Annotated in this window: 13 protein-coding genes; 5 read left to right on the top strand and 8 right to left on the bottom strand. The window is 37.4% G+C overall.

Features of this window, described 5'->3' with window-relative positions:
- Positions 1 to 223: 223 nt before the first annotated feature.
- On the bottom strand, positions 224 to 703 hold the full coding sequence (locus HMPREF3129_RS14915; protein WP_070487112.1) for a DUF943 family protein: 480 nt from the start codon (positions 701 to 703) through the stop codon (positions 224 to 226).
- A 661-nt stretch (positions 704 to 1,364) separates the two neighbouring features.
- Between HMPREF3129_RS14915 and HMPREF3129_RS14910 the strand changes: the two genes are divergently transcribed.
- Both HMPREF3129_RS14910 and HMPREF3129_RS14905 read left to right on the top strand, forming a co-directional pair.
- Positions 1,365 to 2,291 carry a hypothetical protein gene (locus HMPREF3129_RS14910; protein ID WP_036919755.1) on the top strand — a complete coding sequence of 309 codons (927 nt, stop codon included), beginning with the start codon at positions 1,365 to 1,367 and terminating at the stop codon, positions 2,289 to 2,291.
- A gap of 21 nt (positions 2,292 to 2,312) precedes the next feature.
- Positions 2,313 to 3,239, top strand: a complete 927-nt coding sequence (locus tag HMPREF3129_RS14905) for a hypothetical protein (RefSeq protein ID WP_036919754.1) — start codon at positions 2,313 to 2,315, stop codon at positions 3,237 to 3,239.
- Between the two features lie 101 nt (positions 3,240 to 3,340).
- Here HMPREF3129_RS14905 and brnQ read toward each other — a convergent pair whose 3' ends face one another.
- The 3 genes from brnQ to phoB form a co-directional block, all read right to left on the bottom strand.
- Positions 3,341 to 4,678 (bottom strand): branched-chain amino acid transport system II carrier protein, encoded by a 1,338-nt coding sequence (gene brnQ, locus HMPREF3129_RS14900; RefSeq protein WP_012367452.1) that lies wholly within the window; start codon positions 4,676 to 4,678, stop codon positions 3,341 to 3,343.
- Positions 4,679 to 5,175: 497 nt separating this feature from the next.
- Entirely contained in the window at positions 5,176 to 6,468 is a 1,293-nt protein-coding gene (phoR, locus tag HMPREF3129_RS14895) for a phosphate regulon sensor histidine kinase PhoR (RefSeq protein ID WP_036919752.1), read from the bottom strand.
- A gap of 23 nt (positions 6,469 to 6,491) precedes the next feature.
- Positions 6,492 to 7,181, bottom strand: coding sequence for a phosphate regulon transcriptional regulator PhoB (gene phoB, locus HMPREF3129_RS14890; protein WP_004249004.1), 690 nt, complete (start codon positions 7,179 to 7,181; stop codon positions 6,492 to 6,494).
- A gap of 221 nt (positions 7,182 to 7,402) precedes the next feature.
- Between phoB and sbcD the strand changes: the two genes are divergently transcribed.
- From sbcD to HMPREF3129_RS14875, 3 genes are all read left to right on the top strand, one after another.
- Entirely contained in the window at positions 7,403 to 8,635 is a 1,233-nt protein-coding gene (gene sbcD, locus HMPREF3129_RS14885; protein WP_004249003.1) for an exonuclease subunit SbcD, read from the top strand.
- A complete protein-coding gene (locus tag HMPREF3129_RS14880) occupies positions 8,632 to 12,357 on the top strand; it encodes an SbcC/MukB-like Walker B domain-containing protein (protein ID WP_070487110.1) in 3,726 nt (1,241 codons plus the stop codon). The genes sbcD and HMPREF3129_RS14880 overlap by 4 nt, the downstream gene beginning before the upstream one ends.
- Before the next feature lie 129 nt (positions 12,358 to 12,486).
- Positions 12,487 to 13,086 (top strand): nitroreductase family protein, encoded by a 600-nt coding sequence (locus tag HMPREF3129_RS14875; RefSeq protein WP_004245165.1) that lies wholly within the window; start codon positions 12,487 to 12,489, stop codon positions 13,084 to 13,086.
- 311 nt (positions 13,087 to 13,397) lie between these two features.
- Here HMPREF3129_RS14875 and HMPREF3129_RS14870 read toward each other — a convergent pair whose 3' ends face one another.
- The 4 genes from HMPREF3129_RS14870 to HMPREF3129_RS14855 form a co-directional block, all read right to left on the bottom strand.
- Positions 13,398 to 15,020: a bifunctional metallophosphatase/5'-nucleotidase gene (locus HMPREF3129_RS14870; RefSeq protein ID WP_004245168.1), complete on the bottom strand. Its 1,623-nt coding sequence runs from the start codon at positions 15,018 to 15,020 to the stop codon at positions 13,398 to 13,400.
- A gap of 18 nt (positions 15,021 to 15,038) precedes the next feature.
- Positions 15,039 to 15,815, bottom strand: a complete 777-nt coding sequence (locus tag HMPREF3129_RS14865; RefSeq protein WP_004245169.1) for a ribonuclease T2 family protein — start codon at positions 15,813 to 15,815, stop codon at positions 15,039 to 15,041.
- Between the two features lie 82 nt (positions 15,816 to 15,897).
- The gene (locus HMPREF3129_RS14860; protein WP_004248998.1) at positions 15,898 to 17,853 is read right to left on the bottom strand and encodes a bifunctional 2',3'-cyclic-nucleotide 2'-phosphodiesterase/3'-nucleotidase; all 1,956 of its coding nucleotides are present in this window, start codon (positions 17,851 to 17,853) and stop codon (positions 15,898 to 15,900) included.
- 86 nt (positions 17,854 to 17,939) lie between these two features.
- Positions 17,940 to 19,118, bottom strand: coding sequence for a porin (locus HMPREF3129_RS14855; protein ID WP_223302909.1), 1,179 nt, complete (start codon positions 19,116 to 19,118; stop codon positions 17,940 to 17,942).
- Positions 19,119 to 20,095: the final 977 nt, after the last annotated feature.

The raw sequence follows: 20,095 nt of genomic DNA, 5'->3' as shown, positions 1-20,095 counted from the left end.
CAGTTATCGGAAAATCCTCAACCAGAATAGAGGTGGTATACGTATCTTTATGTACTCCCATAACTTTAACGGGAATAAAAAACTCATACACTACAAAAAAAATAAAAGATAGCAAAAATATGATTATTGTTATTTTATATTTAAAAGCCATTATTTTGGACTCCGAATTTTTATATTAATAGTTGCTTTTATATTGGTCACAAACGGTTTAAAACCTAATTTTTCAATCAAGAATTGCAGTGATAGTTGTATTAGCATCCTTGTCTTTCTTTATAAAAGAACCATTTTTATCTTTAATATATTCAGAATTACCTATCCTAATTTCCTCTTCATTTAAAGAATACATTATTGACATCACTTTATCTTTTTCTATACATTTTTTGTTACTTTTAATTTCAGTAAAACATAATCGATCGTATTTTCCTTCTTCTAAATATCCATCACCGTAATTCCATATAGAAATCAAAAATAAACTATTTTTATCCTTAAATAAATCATACTTTTTATCTAAAACATCTTGGTTGTTTTTCCACCATATTATTTTTCCATAATCAGTTATCGGAAAATCCTCAACCAGAATAGAGGTAGTATACGTATCTTTATGTACCTCCATGACTTTAACGGGAATAAAAAACTCATACACTATAAAAAAAATAAAAGATAGCAAAAATATGATTATTGTTATTTTATATTTAAAAGCCATTATTTTGGACTCCGAATTTTTCTATTAATAGTCGCTTTTATAATATATTATAATTATTTCGCTCGGTAAGGAATCACTTTGAGTTATTGTGCTGGCATTCACCTGGGTATAATTAAAAATTGATGCATTAGTTAAAACAACAGTCATATATTTTTCTTGTGAACTAAAATGGTCAATAAAACAATATTAGCACAGCATAAGATTAAGCAATAAATATTTTCACTGTATTAAAGAAAAATTATGTGTACTTTCAATCTATAGGTCAACCTAGTCAATATTTATGTGTTACATAGAGAACTTTAATACTCTATTGTGGACAATTTCACGTACAATCGAGTATTATAAAACTCTCAACCTAACACATAATATTAGTGAATTTATAGATTATGCAAAAAATGATATCTATGCAGAGCGGATAAAAAAGCAAATATTATCTTTCTCTGCCTCGTCGCACAATATTTAGATAGTTTAAACTGCTTTCAAGACGAATTCAGACCAAAGTGATTTGGGCAACTTAAATTTTCTTAGCTTACTTTATGGAGCTTTGATTTATCACCTACTGAGCAGATCATCTTAAAAGGAAAATAGCACCACTAGGTTACCGAAACGGCAACCCCGACGATAAAATATATGGCTGTATTCATGATGAGGATATGGAATAATGAGTAATCCATTTACGATATCTAACGTTCCTGAACAACTAGAGACCTCCCCTTTAATAGATGAAAGCCATCACTATGATGACCCTTTACCGCCAAAAGATCTCGTATTTTTACAAAGTATCAACAACCAAGAATGTAAGATTAAATCATCACAAGTCAATGGTCGATTCACGAATACTGTCCCGATGTTTTTGGTATTACTAGTAATGATGTTTTATACCCTATTTAATTTTATTGAAGGACATATTATTACAAAATATACTTTAGAAAATAATATTAAAGAAATTGAAAATTATAGTACCTATTATACAGGGAACGATCGCGTTGTACTTAGGGATATAAATAAATATAAACCTTTCTTTGGAAAGGAAAAGATAAGTTGGTGGGAATATATCAAAGCATATAATTCAGGTAAATTTTTTGTAGGTAGTGAAGATGACAAATATTTTGTCCTCGCATGGTTAGTTTTATTTCCCAGTGGATTATATATCTTAAGCTCCCTTGCTTTCTTTGTGCCAATGACCTATTTGGTGGCTGATAGAAAACGACAGATCTTATATTCTTATGTAGATGGCATTGTGATGGCAACCCGTTATGAAGATACTCAATTCGGTTATGCCGGTAAAATGTTAGCATTTAAATTATTCTATATACATCCTGAAACTGGTGAGCTAGGAATACATATATATCGTCCCAATGTCTCTCACTACACAGGTTTTTTATTAAGTAGTGATACTGAAGATCACCGCTTTATTACTTTTCTTAATGCCTATATGCAACAAGGGCGTGATGCAGTCTGCACAAGTGACTATTATGCACGAGCACCACTATTCTGCTTTGCGAAAAACCCACTTCCTGCTGATTTTGAGCAACAGGTCGAACAGATTCTGGCAAAGCTTGATCAGGAGAAAGAACACCATGCGTAAAATTGATAAGGAAGGTACGGAATGACCAATTTACGCACAGTATCAAAACACCCAGAGCAATTAGAAACCACACCATTAATTGCGGAAAGCCATCACTATGATGATCCTTTAGCACCTCAAAAGCTAGTGTTTTTAGAGGCAGTTAATCAACAGCGTTGTGTAATTAACTCACCACAGCGCAATAGCCAACTCACCAATACAATACCCTTTTTTATCGTTCTTTTAGTTATGGCTTGTTATACATTATTTAATTTTATGGAAGGGCATATTGGAGCCAAAGCTGAGCTAGAAAGCATGTCTCAATATTTATTTGAAAATAATAAAGATATTAACGCATTAAATGAGATTGAGCGTAAATCTATTTTAAAATATCAACCTTTTTGGGAAACAGAAAAAATTAGCTGGTGGGAGTATATAAAAGCGTATAACTCCGGTGAATTTTTTATTGATAGCCAATATGATAAATACCTCGTCATCGGCTGGCTAATTTTTTTCCCCGGTTTTTTATGGCTATTTGGCTATCTCTCTTTCTTTACACCTCCTGTGTACCTTATTGCTGATAGGCAAAGAGGAATACTGTATAGCTATGGCATGGGAAAAGTGCGTTTAACCCGCTATAAAGAGGCGCAATTTGGTTATGCGGGCAATATGTTGGCAATTAAACTATATGGCATTAATGAAAAAACAGGCCAATTAAAAACGCTCCTCTATCGCCCCAATGTGTCCCACTACTCCAGTTTTCTAACCAGTACCGACAGTGAAAACCACCGTTTTATCACTTTCCTTAATGCCTATATGCAACAAGGCCGAAATGCTGTTTCATCGGTTGATTACCAAGCCCGTAAGCCCTTTTTATCTTTTGGCAAAAATCCACTTCCTGCTGATTTTGAGCAACAGGTCGAACAAATTTTAGCAAAGCTTGATCAGGAGAAAGAACATCATGCGTAGTTTGGTGAATGGCAGATAAATTATTAAAGAGGTCTATTGAATACATAAAATTAAGCGGGATAAAAATTCTTTCCCGCTTTTTGTTATTTATTTAAAATTAATTATTTGTTTATCCCAGAGTGGATCACTTTTTTATGTTGTGAGCCAGCTACTTTATCGTAAATAGCGCATATAACAATAGTCACTAATACAGGAATTAACCACGCTAATCCTTGCTCACTTAATGGTAATTTAGCCGCCCAATCCGGTAATAAATGTTTTAAATGATCGGATGCTTTAATGGCATCAAAAATGCCAAAAAATAAGCTTATTGCCATTGCAGGGGCAATAATACGGCTTGGATTATGCCAAAAACGTAAAGTGAAACTCATCAGAATAATCACAATACAAGGAGGATAAATCATCACCAGAACAGGAATGGAGAACGCAATCAGTTTACTTAAACCAAGATTAGAGACTACCGCGGAAAATACAGCCAAAATCAATACTAATGTACGATAAGAAATAGGCAAATAGCGGCTAAAAAACTCCGCACAAGCACAAGTTAAACCTACCGCGGTCACCATACAAGCTAAGAAAATAAGCAGAGCTAAAAAGAAACTACCAAAATTACCGAAAGTATGTTGCACATAAGCATGTAAAATATCTGCGCCATCTTTTGCTTCTGGAATAATGCTGCCGCTAGCAGAACCAAGCTTAAATAAACTAAGATAAATCGCCGTTAATAACACACCCGCGATAATTCCCGCCCACATAGTATAACGTGTTAATAAAGACGAATTATCAATCCCTCTTGAGCGGGCCGCATTGACAATAACAATACCAAAGACCATCGCGCCTAACGTATCCATGGTAAGATAGCCATTAATAAAACCTTGGGTAAATGCCATATCTTGATACGCTTGTGTAGCGGGGATCGGCGTTCCTGCTGGCCAAAATAGCGCAGCTAAACCTAATACAGCTAAGGCTAAAATTTTAATCGGTGCCAGAATGTGACCAACACTATCAAGTAATTTTCCCGGATACAGTGAAATACCGATAACAATTAAAAAGTAAATAACACTATAAATAAGTAAGGCAATATCACTATCACCCACTAAAGGGGCAATGCCAACTTTAAAAGAGACCGTTGCGGTTCGAGGGGTGGCAAATAAAGGGCCGACAGCAAGATAAGCGACTATTGCTAATAAAAGTCCCATAGATTTACCAATGGGGGTGCTTAATGCTTCAATTCCCCCTCCCACTTTCGCTAATGCCACCACTGTTAGCACAGGTAAGCCAACTCCGGTTAGCAAAAAACCAATGGCCGCAGTCCAAACAAACTCCCCTGATTGCAACCCCACCATCGGGGGAAAAATAATATTCCCTGCTCCAACAAATAGAGCAAAAGTCATAAAACCTAATGCCAGAATGTCTCTGGAAGTTAATCGATGTGCCATAAGATTTGTTAATATATCGTTATTAGATGGTTAATTTACATTTACTATATAAAGTAAATACAACAAAAATATCAGCAGTATCTATTTTGCTTCATGATGGGTTATTCAGAATAATATTTAAGAATAATCATTTTACACAGAGCAATTACATATTAAATAGAAAAAAGCGCCGATAACTGCTCACAAGTAAAACTTTTATAATGAAAAAAGGCAATAGCTGATCTAAAAAGCAGAATAATCATCTAAAGTATTTTTTCAGGCCAGTGATAACTGTTATATATCGCCAATTATCCCCGATATGATTTGTATATTTTTCACTCACCAAACGGCAATCTAGCCATCAATTAAAGTTCCCATTAATTAATAATATTAAAATTTAACGCTACGATATTAGATTTTATTGATATTGATTTGATGGGTATATGACAAAAATACCTTTATCACCTCTTTTAAAAATAGGTAATAAAGGTACTAATAAAATAAGAATAAAAACGAAATTATTTTTTTTCTGTTAACAATGTTTGCGGCATGATAAAAGAAAAAGTGCTTCCTACACCGACTTTACTTTCAATATTCAGTATTGAGTGATGATGTTGTAAGGACTTTTTGACAATCGCCAATCCAAGCCCTGTACCACCGGTGTGGCGGGAGCGCGCTTTATCTACACGATAAAAACGTTCGGTTAAGCGCGTTAAATGTTCAGCACTGATACCCGGCCCATTATCTGACACACTAAACAACATACCTTGTGGTACTTTTTTCCAACTCACGCGAATAGTCGTACTCTCAGGGGTATGATTTATGGCGTTATAGACAAGGTTAGATACGGCACTACGCAATTGCTCTTCATTACCACGAACAGCCCATTTATGGTCAATATCAAAGATGATATTTTGTTGTTCTTGGCTTAATGAGTGCGCGTCATGCTCAAGCACGCTTAATAGCGCAGGCATATCGACAACCGTGTTCAAATCAATATGAGGCGCAGATTCAATACGTGAAAGCTGTAACAGTTGTTGTACTAATAAGTCCATACGCTTTGCTTGCTCTTGCATGGTCTTAATCACTTTATGTTCAGCCGGGTTTTCTGCGGTATTCTCTTCCATCATCTCAAGATAGCCTTGAATAACCGTTAAAGGTGTTCTTAATTCATGGCTCACATTAGCAAAAAAATCACGTCGCGAATTTTCTAACTTATTCTTCTCGGTCACATCGCGAGCAACCATTAAACGTTGATCATCCGCATAAGGCATCACCCGAAATTCAACAATAGCACCATTATTTAATGCAATAGTTAAAGGGCGGCTAAAATCGGCGACGGTGAAATAATGTAAAAAATCGGGATAGCGCAATAAATTAAAAATATTTTGTCCATTATCATCAGGCCAACGAAAGCCTAGAAGATGCTGAGCAAGACTATTACACCAAAAGATATTTCCTTCATTAGTGATCATCACAACGGCATCTGGTAGGCTCTCCGCCCCGCTACGAAAACGCTTAATTAAATCACCTAATTCTCGACGGCGTTTACGGTTACGTTGCTGTGTTTGTCGTATACCATAAAAAATAGGCTCCCAGCCCCCTTTCCCTTCTGGGGGTAATACCGATCTATCGAGCCATAACCATTTAGATAATTTCATTAAATTATAGGCGTGCCATATCAAGGCACTCAGTAATGAGACCACGAGCAACCAAGGAAGGTGGCCGATAAATAGTGATAATACAAAGGCAGGTAAACAAAATAGAAATAGCCCCCACACGAGGGCTTTCCATGAGAGTCGTTCTAACACCAGTTAATTACTCCCTTATCAACTCAAAATCGAGCAGAGAAACGATATCCCGTTCCTCGTACCGTTTGTATCATTCGGTCATGGCCATCTTGCTCTATAGCTTTACGCAATCGACGAATATGTACATCGACAGTACGATCTTCGACATAAACATTGGTGCCCCAAACATAGTTTAGCAACTGCTCTCGGCTATATACACGTTCGGGATGGGTCATAAAAAAGTGGAGAAGTTTAAATTCGGTAGGCCCCATATCAATGGGTTTATCTTGACTGGTAACTCGATGTGAAACAGGATCAAGACTTAATCCATTAAATTCAATCACATCTTCTGCCGACATCGGTGACAATCGTCGTAAAATAGCCTTTACCCGAGCCACCAGCTCTTTAGGCGAAAAAGGTTTAATCACATAGTCGTCTGCGCCTGTTTCGAGACCTTTGACTTTATCTTCTTCTTCCCCTTTTGCTGTTAGCATAATAATAGGAATATCACGGGTATTATTTTCACGCTTCATCTGTTTAATCACTTGGATACCCGAGCCTCCGGGGATCATCCAATCTAATAAAACCAGATCAGGGTAAGGGTCAATCAGAAAACTCAATGCAGTATCATAGTCCTCAGCTTCAATAGGCTGAAAACCATTTTGCTCTAATACAAAACAGATCATCTCTCGAATTGCGGTTTCATCTTCAACAACAAGAATACGCCTTGCCATACTCTATCCTGTGTTATTTATATAGAGGGTCATAATGATTATGAGGCACTTTTATGACAGATTTATGACTGACTATGACAATACTGGAATACAGTGTCATTGTTAAGGTAAATAAGGCTAAAATTGGTGTAATTTCACTCAAAATACGTAGCTCATAGGTGGATTTTCACTAAAAAAGTAAGGTGCGCTATACTGACGGCAGTTAACATTAAGGGATAGCAATGCGGATTATTCACACCTCAGATTGGCATTTAGGACAATATTTTTTTACAAAAACTCGCGCCCAAGAGCACCAACAATTTCTCGATTGGCTATTAGCACAAATCCGTGAACAACAAGTTGATGCAGTTATTGTTGCAGGGGATATCTTTGATACTGGCTCCCCCCCCAGTTATGCCCGAGAGCTTTATAATCGATTTGTCGTCGCAATAAGAGATACTCAGTGCCAACTGATTATTTTAGGGGGTAATCATGATTCTGTGGCAACGCTAAATGAATCTAAATCACTGTTAGCGTGTTTAAATACCACCGTCATTGCTAATGTTCACACTGAAACCCCACAAGCCCCTATTATTCTTTATCAAAAAAATCACACACCTGGAGCATTACTTTGTGCAATCCCCTATTTACGCCCTAGAGATATGATAAATAGCAAAAGTGGGCAATCGGGAGCAGACAAACAGGGCGCTTTAAAAGAAGCGATCGCAGATTATTATCAACGCCAATATCAAGCCGCGCTCGACTTACGAAAACAACTCAATGTTAACATCCCTATCATTGCCACAGGGCATCTGACAACGATAGGCGCCAGTGTTAGCGATTCGGTACGTGAAATTTATATCGGCACATTAGAAGCCTTTAACGCAACCCTATTTCCTCCATTTGACTATATCGCCCTTGGTCATATTCATCGTCCACAGTGCGTCAATAAATCGGGTCATATTCGCTACAGTGGTTCACCTATTCCATTAAGTTTTGATGAAAGTGCACAACAGAAAAGTGTTTGTCTTATCGATTTTGAGCAAGATAAATTAGCGGAAATGACACTATTACCCATCCCTGAGTTTCAGCTATTACGCACTCTTTCAGGCTCGTTACAAGAAATTGCCACACAACTCGAAAAGTTAGCAACACAATATAATGAAATGGATACCACGATTTGGCTAGATATTGAAGTTTCAACTCAAGATTATCTCAGTGATATTCAAAACCGTATTCAAGAGCTAACTCAATCGCCACTCTTTGAAGTGATCGTATTAAGAAGAGCGAGAAAACAACATCAAGCACTGATGCAAAATGAGAAAGAAACCCTAACTGAACTGACTGTATATGATGTATTTGAAAGGCGCTTAGCTCAACACCAGTTTGAAACCGAGGAAGACAAAACACGGTTAACCACACTCTTTAAGCAAGCGGTTGAAATGGCAGAGCAAGAGGATAACAACGCACGATGAAAATCTTAAGTCTGCGCTTTAAAAACATTAACTCACTCAAAGGCGAATGGAAAATTAACTTTGATCAAGAGCCTTTTGTTAGCAATGGGCTATTTGCCATTACAGGCCCGACAGGTGCGGGTAAAACCACGCTCTTAGATGCAATTAGTTTAGCCTTATATCACAGAACGCCACGCTTAGATAAAGTAACCCAATCTCAAAATGAATTAATGACTCGTCACACTGCAGAATGTTTAGCTGAAGTGGAATTTGAAGTTAAAGGGGTTGCCTATCGGGCATTTTGGGAACAACGTCGTGCGAATTATAAAGAAGAGGGAAACTTACAAGCCCCACAGGCTGAGTTAGCAAAAATTAATCGTTTAGGCGGTGAAGATAAAGTTTTAGCCAATAAAATTAGCCAAGTAAAAGAAAAAATAATCTCGATCACCGGATTAGATTTCGATCGTTTCACTAAATCCATGTTGTTATCACAAGGGCAATTTGCTGCATTTCTCAACGCTGATGACAAATCTCGTGCAGAGCTACTTGAAGAGCTTACTGGTACAGATATCTATCGCCATATTTCACAAACAATTTTTAAACATTGGCGCGAAGAAGAGCAGGCTTTAAACACGCTAAAACAACAAGCTCAAATGATGGCATTATTGGATGCAACAACACGCCAAGAGCTATTAACACAACAAGCCAATATTCAAGCACAAGTAACAAGGTTACAAAAAGAGCAACAGGAATACCAAGTTGCTAAGCAATGGCAAGAAAAAGCGCTAGAAATTCAGCAGCAACAACAATCAGCCCAAGCGGGACTCTATGAGGCTCAACAGGCATTAATTATTGCTCAACCCGATATTCAACGCTTAGAAAAAAATGAGCCAGCAGAAAAAATTCGCCCTCTTTATGATGAAAAAAATCGTCGTCTTACAGAGCAAAACTATTTAGCAACACAGTTAACAAGCTTAAAAACAGAAAAACAGGCTATTGAACAACAAAGCCTACCTATCAATAAAAAATTGGCAGACTTTCATGAACAATTAAAAACGCATCATGAGAAAAAACAGCACACTTTACAGTTAATTCGTGAGAAGGTACTGCCTTTAGATAATCAATTGGTGCTGTTACAACAAGAAATTAGTACTAATAACCAACACAAGCATAAATTAGAAAAAATATGCGCTGAATATCTGCAACATTCTCAGTTAGCCGAGAAAAAATTAATCACCACACAACAACAAGTTAATCAATTAAATAACGACTTAACACAACACGCCTATCATGCACAACTTGCGGAAAATCTACCCTTATGGCAACACTATTTTCAGCAATATAATGAAATATCAAACCAATATCTTGCCAACCAAAAACGAGAAACAGCAGAGCAGGAAAAAGTCATAAGTTTGGAAAAAGCATTACAACAAGCTACCCAAACATTAGCCACCCAACAAGAGCAACTTAATTTACAGCAACAGCAACTACAATCTTATCAAACACAATTGGAAGCGCGTCAAAAAGCAGACAAACCCGATGAAATAAAACCGCGATTACAACAAATTAATCTGCAAAAAAATGCATTGGCAAAAATTATAAATTTACACACTCAATTACAACGTAATGGCAAAGAGCAGCAACATTATCAAACTACATTGAGTGAAAATCAGCAAAAAATAGCGACTCTAACCCAAACGATTGCAGAAAATGATCTGGTACTAAAAGAGAAAGCACAACATCTTAAAGATTTAAATGACAACTATCTTTTGCTACAAAAAGTCGCCGAATATGAGCAAGAACGCGCACGTTTACTGAAAGATAAACCTTGTCCTCTATGTGGCTCAACACAACATCCTTATGTAGAAACCTATCATGACATCAAACCAGATGAGACAAAGCTACGTTTAGAAGCATTACAACAGCAGGTGCATTCACTCACCGTCACCTTAGCCGAACAGCGAACTCAACTGGTAAACTATGGCTCACAAAATAGCACCTTGAGTGACAATATCGCTCAGTTAACCCAAGAAAATAGCGTACTGACCCAACAGTGGCAGACGTTAGCACAAGCACACCATTTACCGTTAGTTGATGATGCAGATAACTTACTGACATTAGAACAATCATTAAATCAGCAAGAGCTTATTCTCACAGAAAAACTTGACAGTTATCAGCAATTAGAAGCCCAAACACATCAAAAGAATACGCATTTTCTCAATGCAAAAGAGCAATTTAATCAACAACAACAATCGGTTAAGCAACAGCAAAATGATTTAGATTATTTGCAAAAAACAATCAAAACCTATCAGCAACAAAGCGAGCACTTGCACCAACAGCAACAACAATTAGCACAACATATTCAGTCAGCGATTGAAAAACAAGGCTATACACTCCCTGAATTTGAGCAGTTCACGCCATGGTTGGCGGCTCGTCAACAAGAGCACCAGCAATATCAAAGTCAGTTAAAAGAGCTTCAGCTATTACAACAAAGCCTACGTGAGCAGCAAGTGACGCAAAATGAAAAAAAACGTTATTTAGCAGAAAAACAGGCTGAGCTTGAGGCACTATTGGCAAAATTAAGCCAACAACAGCACCAACAAACACAATGGCAGGATCAACGACAAGCCTTATTTGGTTCACAATCTGTAGAGCAGGTACGCAGTGAACTTGATAAACATAGCCAATTTTTACAAACCCAGATTGAGCAATATACTCAAGAAAAAAACCAACTAGAAAACCGACTTAATCAATTAATTGGCCAATATCAAGAGAATGAAAAAGCCCTACAACGAGCAATAACACAAGCACAACAAGCCACTGAACACTATCAACACGCGTTAAAAGAGAGTCTTTTTGCCGATGAAAATGACTTTTTAGCCTCTCTATTATCGGTAGAGGAAAGAACACGTCTGCAAGAGCAGCAAAAACAGCGACTTGATAAACTTTTACAAGAAAAAACGCGCCTTGAGACTCAAGAAAAAGCCTATCAACAACATTTATTACAACAACCATTACTCTCAACACAATGTACTGCTGAGCAATGTAATATCCATTTAGACGACTTAGCAAAGCAACACAAAGCGTTGCAAGAAACACTATTTAGTCTGCAAATACAATTACGCCAAGATGATGAAAAACGGATAGAGCAACAAACACTATTAGCGCAAATAGCCAAACAGCAAGCGCATTATGATGATTGGAGTTATTTAAATGAGTTAGTTGGCTCTGCATCTGGTGATAAATTTAGTCGCTTTGCCCAAGGGTTAACCCTCGACCATCTTATCTATCTGGCTAATCGTCGCTTAGAAAAACTACATGGTCGTTACTTTTTACAACGCAAAACGACAGGTAGCCTTGAATTACAGATTGCCGATACATGGCAAGCAGATGCTCTACGCGATACACGTACACTTTCTGGTGGAGAAAGTTTTTTAGTCAGCTTATCCCTTGCCTTAGCGTTATCTGATTTAGTCAGTAATAAGACGCAAATTGAGTCACTCTTTTTAGATGAAGGCTTTGGCACTCTCGATCCTGATACACTAGATATTGCTTTAGATGCCTTAGATAGCCTTAATGCTTCTGGCAAAATTATTGGTGTGATCAGTCATGTTGAAGCGATGAAAGAGCGTATTCCGGTACAAATAAAAGTGAAAAAAGCGGGGGGTTTAGGGATAAGTCAGCTAGCACCAGAGTTTAGATATGGTAATAAGAGCAATGAAAATCAATCAGTTAAAGACTAGCTCTAATAATTTGATGTAAGTGGTTAAAATTTTTAGATATCAATAAATCACCCACAGCGTCTATAGTATGTGCATAGATTAGCTCAGGCTAAACAGCTTTAAACGCTTATATTTATCAAGGAGATAAGCATGTCTAACGCATTCACAGAATTAATGAAAAAACGTAGAACAATTTATCATTTAGGTAATCAACTGCCTATTAGCGAAGACAGAGTCGCCACTATTATCAAAGAAGCGGTTAAAGAAAGCCCTAGCGCATTTAACTCACAAACTTCTCGTGTTGTTGTTTTATTTGGTGAACAACATCAGAAACTATGGAATATCGTTAAAGATACTCTGAAAAAATTAGTCCCTGCGGATGCATTTAGCGCAACAGAAGCCAAAATTAATAGCTTTGCTGCCGGTGCAGGTTCCATCCTTTATTTTGAAGATACTGATATCGTTAAAGGGCTTCAAGAGCAGTTCCCACTGTATGCTGAAAACTTTCCTGTTTGGTCAGAGCAAGCCAGTGGTATGGCTCAGCTTTCTGTCTGGACTGCCCTTGCGGCTGAAAATGTAGGGGCATCACTGCAACACTACAATCCAATTATTGATGATGAGGTTCACGCAACTTGGGATATTCCTCGCCATTGGAAATTAAGAGCACAAATGGTCTTTGGCTCTATCGAACAAGAAGCAAGTGAGAAAAATTATATTGAAGATGACGCTCGTTTTAAAATCTTCAAATAATAGACTTTAATATAGACATCTGATCCAAATACCCTCTTTTTATTTTCATTCCTTGCCCACAGCCTCTGTGGGCTTTTTTTTGCCCTCGACAAATAATAAAGGGAGCAATAAAAATTTTCATGAGAGCCTATATGTAATAAATACAGTTCCAGCTTATTGGCAACCCATGAGTAAAAAAACATAAAAAAGAGCAAAGTGCGTAATGAATACAAAGGTAGGGATGGACCCTTTGTGTTCAACACTTTGCTCTCTTTATTTAGTTACGCACCTCTCGTAAGAGGTGCTATTTTCACAAGGCGTATGAAAATATGTTATTTACGAGTAATGTTGTTCGCTTTTGGTTGAGCAATAGGTGACTGCTCAGCAAAGTATTTCACTACTGCATCAACATCTGGCACGCTGTAAACCGGATCTTTACCTTCTTTCAGTACAGAGAAGTTACTACCACCTGTTGCTAAGTATTCATTTGCAACTACACGGTAATTCGCTTTCATATCCACAGGCTTACCATCAATACGCATTGATTCAACAATCACACGTTGTCCAACAGGTGCTTTGCTGTCCCATGTATATTGGAAATTACCCGATACCGCTAATACTTGTGGACGTGAACGATCCCACTGTTGCTCTAATAAGCGTTTGATCTGCTCACCCGTTAATGTTTGTGTTAACAGTACATTAGAGAATGGTTGTACGGTATAAATAGCGTTATAAGAAACATCACCACCCGTCATATCAGCACGAATACCGCCACTGTTCATTAAGGCGATTTGTGCGCCACCCATATCTTTTGGTTTTGCCGTATATAAATGGGCATCAGCAATAACTTGACCTAGACCCGATTCGCCCGCATCGTTAGTTTGCTTGGTTAAGTTACCTTCTAGTTTACCAATAATACGGTTCGCTAATGGTGTAGCAATTTTCTCGTAAGCTTCTAACAGTTTAGTGACAGCAGGATCTTTTTCATATTTGCGGTTATCAACCCAAATATTACGCGCTTCTACATCAACAACATCTTTCGTTGTTTTATCTAATTTCAGGTCGATACGCGTTAACATGGCGCCATTAGATTGTGCAGAAGTCACTGATCTACCGTTAATAGTACAGTTATAAGCTTGGTGAGTATGACCCGTTACAACAAAGTCAACCGCTGGATCTAATTGTTCAACCACACCAAGTACTTTACCTGTAATACCATTACATGCGTTGATATTTACTGGACCACCATCACGGCGCTGTGCAGCACCTTCGTGGATCAGAACACCAATCGCCTGTACACCTTGAGCTTGTAACTTAGGCACTAAAGCGTTGATTGTTTTTGCTTCATTGTGGAAGCTTAAACCTTCAGTTCCTTTTGGTGTCACGATAGCCGCAGTACCTTCTAAAGTTAAACCAATAAAGGCAACCGGAATACCATTGAACTCTTTAATCACATATTCAGGGAATAACGTTTTACCTGTTTCGTTAACAGTCACGTTAGCCGCTAAATATTGGAAATCAGCACCTTTAAATTCAGTAGGACCTTGACAACCTGTAACTGGATGGCAACCACCGTTTTGCTTACGCAGTAACTCACCCATACCTTTATCAAATTCGTGGTTACCCACTGAAGTTGCTTCTAAACCTGCTAATGACAGCGCTTCAATAGTTGGCTCATCATGGAACATTGAAGATAACAGTGGGCTAGCACCAACCATATCACCGGCAGCTACCACAATATTATTTGGGTTATCTTTTTTCAGCTCTTTGACCAGCGTAGCCATATGCTCAATACCACCAGGCTTGTTTGGACCTGGTGCTTTTAATGCACCATGGAAGTCATTGAGTGCAATCACACGGACATCAACGACGTTCGCTTCGTCATAATTTTTAGCACAACCTGCTAATAAGACGGAGCTTACTGCAAGGGCTACGAGTTTATATTTATGGTTCATTTAAGTTTTATCCCTAGATCAATATTCACGTTTCGGACAATCAATCACTTCGAAATCTTTGCTATAACAAATATAGAATTCATCTCGATTAATTTGAATTTCTTTATCCTTCAATGATGGATTATTTTCTTTTAAGAACTTAATCAATTCACTATTTGAAGGGCGGCCTTCTGGTAACACTAATGCGTCAAATAACGCTTGTTGCTGACCAAAGAATGCTTCTGGCGTATCAAAGGCACAAACGCCATGTTTTTCCCATTCACCTTGCAATAAATCGATACCCGGTGATGAACATAAGTAAGGTTTAATCGCTGAGTATTCTAATGGTGGTAAATCCCCTTTACATAAACGAGGATGCTTGCGTATGTCTTTCCAGTCACGGCATTCATCCCATGATTTACCATCGCAGGTTTCAGCCCATAGCCCATGAACAATCCAGCCAAATTTATTATCTGAGAAACACTGGATTTCAAATTTATCGAATTCGCGTTTAGCACGCTCTTTTTCGTTATCGTTATTTAAACGCTTAATATTATTTTTTTTATAATCACAAAAAGCCGGTGAGTAATTAATGGCTAATTTAAAGTAATCTGTTGATGCTTTACTATTTTGACCATAACGATCATTTGTCGCAATATAGTCATAATTGGCAGTAGGTGCATCAGGTAAAATACAAGATACGCCTTCAACTAATTTTGCTTGCGGTTTTAATGGTTGTTTAACTTCAGGTGCTTGTGTCACACAACCCGCTAAAATAACAGCTAAAATAGCAGGTAATAGCTTTATAAAGCGCATAAAATCCCCTTAAAGAGCAATAACTACCCTCTTTCACGCCAAAACATGAGAACGACCTGCCCGAATGGACAGGTCTATAAGATTATTTCTTCTCAGTTAGGTCGATTTTGTAAATTGCAAAACCGATATCGTCATTTTCCACAAAGGTCATTGGATACTGAGCAAAATCTTTAATAAAGTTAGCGGCTTTTTCACTTGGTGAAGTTTCAAAGCGAACATCTAATTGTTTATCTGTCTTAATCGGTAAGAAAGACCAATTATTCGCAGCTTTTGTTGCAACTTCGCCATTTTCTTTCGTTTGCTTAGCAATATAAGAAGCTAAAATTGCACGGTTTTCATCTGGTGATGCAAAGGCGATATTGCTTTCACCTGTACCCGCAAATTTACCACCGTATCCACGATAGTTATTGGTTGCAATTAAGAAAGTTGCTTTAGGATCGATAGGTTTGCCTTGGTAAGTGACATTTTTGATACGGTTTGCATCTTTATTGACAACTTGGCAATCAACGTCATATTTAGCAGGCTGAGTTAAATCAACTTTATACTCTACGCCACTGATAGTGTCGAAGTTATAAGTACGGAAACCATCCCAGTTGATTAAGTATTGTGGTTTAGTTGAATTAGGATCAACTTGGTTCCACATACCCGCTGAACATTCTAACCACTCAACAACATCTGCACCGGTTGCTTTTACAACCACTAATGTATTTGGATACAGATATAAGTCTGCTGCGTTACGGAATGTTAAGTCACCCTTTTCTACTTCAACGAAGTCTGCAGGTGCATTTTTACGTCCGCCGGCTTTAAATGGTGCTGCTGCACCTAATACTGGCAGGCCGTCTAAGTTCGGATCACCTTGAATAAAGTGTTTAGTATAATCAACCTGTGCATCGTTAACGATTTGTACCGTTGGATCACTTTGTACTAAAGCTAAGAAGCTATACATATTAGCTGACGCTTTACCAATATGTTTTCCGACGAAATCACGAGTACCTTGGTGTGCTTTTTCAATGATTTGCGCTAACTCGGCATCACGTTCAACTAATGCTTTTTTGTTTGCTTTATCAAAGATAGGACGCGCTTCACCTGTTGCTTGGGTCATCACCCATTTGCCGCTGTCGTTATTGATAACCATATCGACAACACCTAAGTGATCACCCCATTGGCCTGGCATTACTGCTGGAACACCATTTACAGTGCCTTTAGCAACATCAACACCTTTAATGCCTTCAAATTCTTTACTTGGGAATACGCCGTGAGCATGACCAAACATAATAGCGTTAATGCCATCAACTTCACTCAGATAATAGACTGAGTTTTCAGCCATAGCTTTATAAGGTTCAGAAGAGAAACCAGAGTGAGGGATAGCCACAATCAGATCCGCACCCTCTTTTTTCATTTGAGGAACGAATTTTTTCGCTGTTTCTGTAATATCATTGACAACGACTTTTCCATCCAGATTGGCTTTATCCCAGATTAAAATCTGTGGTGGTACAAAGCCGATATAACCAATCTTGATAGTGTGCTCTTTGCCATCACGATCTTTTACTGGTGTATCAACAATGATATAAGGTGTGAAATAGTTTTTGCCTGTTTTCGCATCCATGATATTGGCATTGATATATGGGAATTCAGCGCCCGCAATGGCTTTTTTCAGGTAATCTAAACCATAGTTAAATTCATGATTACCAAAGTTACCTACGGTATACCCCATGGTATTCATTAACTGGTGCGCTGGATGAGCTTCCCCTTTCTCTAAGCCTTTAGCTGCTTGATAGTCAGCCAGTGGACTACCTTGGATCAAGTCACCGTTATCCACTAAAATCGCATTGGTTGCTTCAGCTTTCGCGGCTTTAATTAAATTCGCCGTACGAACATAACCAAACTGTTCTGTTGGTTTGTCTTTGAAGTAGTCAAAGTCGATTAAGTTACTGTGAACATCCGAAGTCTCCATAATACGGAGATCGACTGTCGCAGCATTCACATTGAATGCGACCAACATTGCTAATGTTGAGATTTTCAACACATTCTTAACCATTACACACCCCTTATATATTGGTTAACAGGAGAGCACAGTTGCTCTCCTTTTATTACTTCTGTCAAACAATACTTGCTTTGATAAAACTAGAAGTACAGACGCATACCAGTTTCAAAGATATATTGTTTTTTATCTTCATAAGCTGGGTTTTCGCTACGAGCATCATCATATGCCATTTCAGCGAATAAACGTAAGTTGTTGTATTTAGATACCGCAAAACGTTTATCTACACCCACAGTATAGGTTTCTTTTTTGTAGTTGAAAGTGTTAGCATCGCCATCACGCAGGTAATAACCCGCATACATACCACTTTCGATACGATCCCAGTGCCATTTCACACCAACACCATATAAATTCGCTTTCCAATCGCCTTTAACTGAATATGAGCTTGTTGGTGCCTCTCCTTGTGCAATTACGTTGCTTGAGTTTTTGCCACGAGATTGTCCATAGTCGATACCGATAGAGAATTCGCGACCTGGGAAAAAGTATTCAGCACCGAATGCTAAGATACTGTTCTCTGGTTGCTTACCTTTATTAGGACCATCGTAAAAGTTTTGTTCACCAGTTGCTGATGAATAGCCACCATCAAACTCTAAACCAAAGGTTGATTTATAGAAACCAACAATAGAGTAAGCGTGACGAATATCGCCTTGTTTACGATCGCCTGGTTTGCCATCTTTCTCATCTTTACCATCTTTACCCGTTAAAGTTGCTGCTAATTTAAAACCTTCATAACGGTTTGTTTCAATAAAGATAGTTTGTGGTAAACGGGTCATAAAGTTGTTTTTACCAACACCATTACTTTGGCTACCGACAGAGCGACTTAATACATCACTAAAGTAAAATACCCCTGTATTACCATAGCCGTAGCTTGATTTTTTCACCCAGTCAATTGGGATATAAGTACGACCAAATTGGATTTGCCCATAATCACGATGAGAAAAACCGACATAGCCAACGCGGTTGTACAGCTCAAAGTTAGTGTATTTGTTATCACTGTTGGTTTTTTGAGTATCTGAACCCCACTCTAACTTACCAAACACTTTGATATCGTTAGTCAGTTCATGGGAACCAAAGAAACCGATACGGCTACCATCATCACGCATACGCATTTCATGATCTTTACTTGTCACTTGCGTTTTTAAACGGAACTGACCGTTAACATCAAAACGTGTACCTTTATCGTTGTACACATTTACTGCGTTTGCAGATCCCGACAGAACCAATAAACCTACCAGCGCTGCTAAAGGCTTTAAGCTTTTCATGATTAAAATACCCATCTATTTTCTATAGTTTTATGATTTTCTTTCTAAGGTTAAAAATAATACCGCCGTCTATGATTAACCCTGATTTCAGTTCAAAGAGCCGCCGCCACGGATCTCAAACAAGAAAATCGCTTTTACAACCGTTCATTTTTATAACTGCTATTATTACTCTACTTAATTTTCTTACAGGCTTTAATTTCCTTGACACAGAGATATTCACCAATAAGACACAAAAATAATGTCCTCATTACTATTTAAATAAGGGCATTGCTTTTATTTCTATCCACGAATCGAGTAGAGCATTGAATTTTCGCTGGCATGTTACTCAAAAAAAAGCCTAACTTTCGTGATATAGCCCACAATTACATCAAAGTATATTTTCATGGTTACATACCTAAGTGATGAGCTTCACAATTAAGCTTAAAGATACGTATTTTTTGAACTTAATCAACTTTTTCAAAATACCATTTTTTAATTTTTCTTTTATATTTCATTTTGTTACATAGCTAATGTTTTTGCTAATAAAAAAATTTACCTTGCTATTTAATATATTTAAAAGGACGTATTATTTTTAACCACTAAATAAATAACCCTAAAGATTTAAATATTATTATCTCAATTCTATAATTTTCTATTTTTATATTTACTTGTTATTTAAATAAGCTTAAAAATAAATTTAACTACAATTTAACTCGCAGTAATGAATGACCTACACACTTTATAAGGATAATTAACTAAAAATATCAACCAAGATAGGACAAGAGTAAGGTTTAATTACAATCTCTAATCAATGTTTGTTTATGAACGACGGATTCTATTAATCATAACTAAAGCTAAACTATAACCATAGTTAACATAAAAAGGCTATTTATGCGTTTTTGTCAATTTTCCGCAAAAAAATATTTATATTTGTGATTTAGATCACCATCGTTACCATGAAAAACAACCTGTTACTTTTTCTTAAAACTGTGATAAAA

It is taken from the genome of Proteus sp. HMSC14B05 (assembly GCF_001808035.1).
Taxonomy (GTDB): Bacteria; Pseudomonadota; Gammaproteobacteria; order Enterobacterales; family Enterobacteriaceae; genus Proteus; species Proteus mirabilis.
The sequence above is the reverse complement of the archived record's forward strand: the minus strand, read 5'-3'. Positions and strand labels throughout refer to the sequence as shown.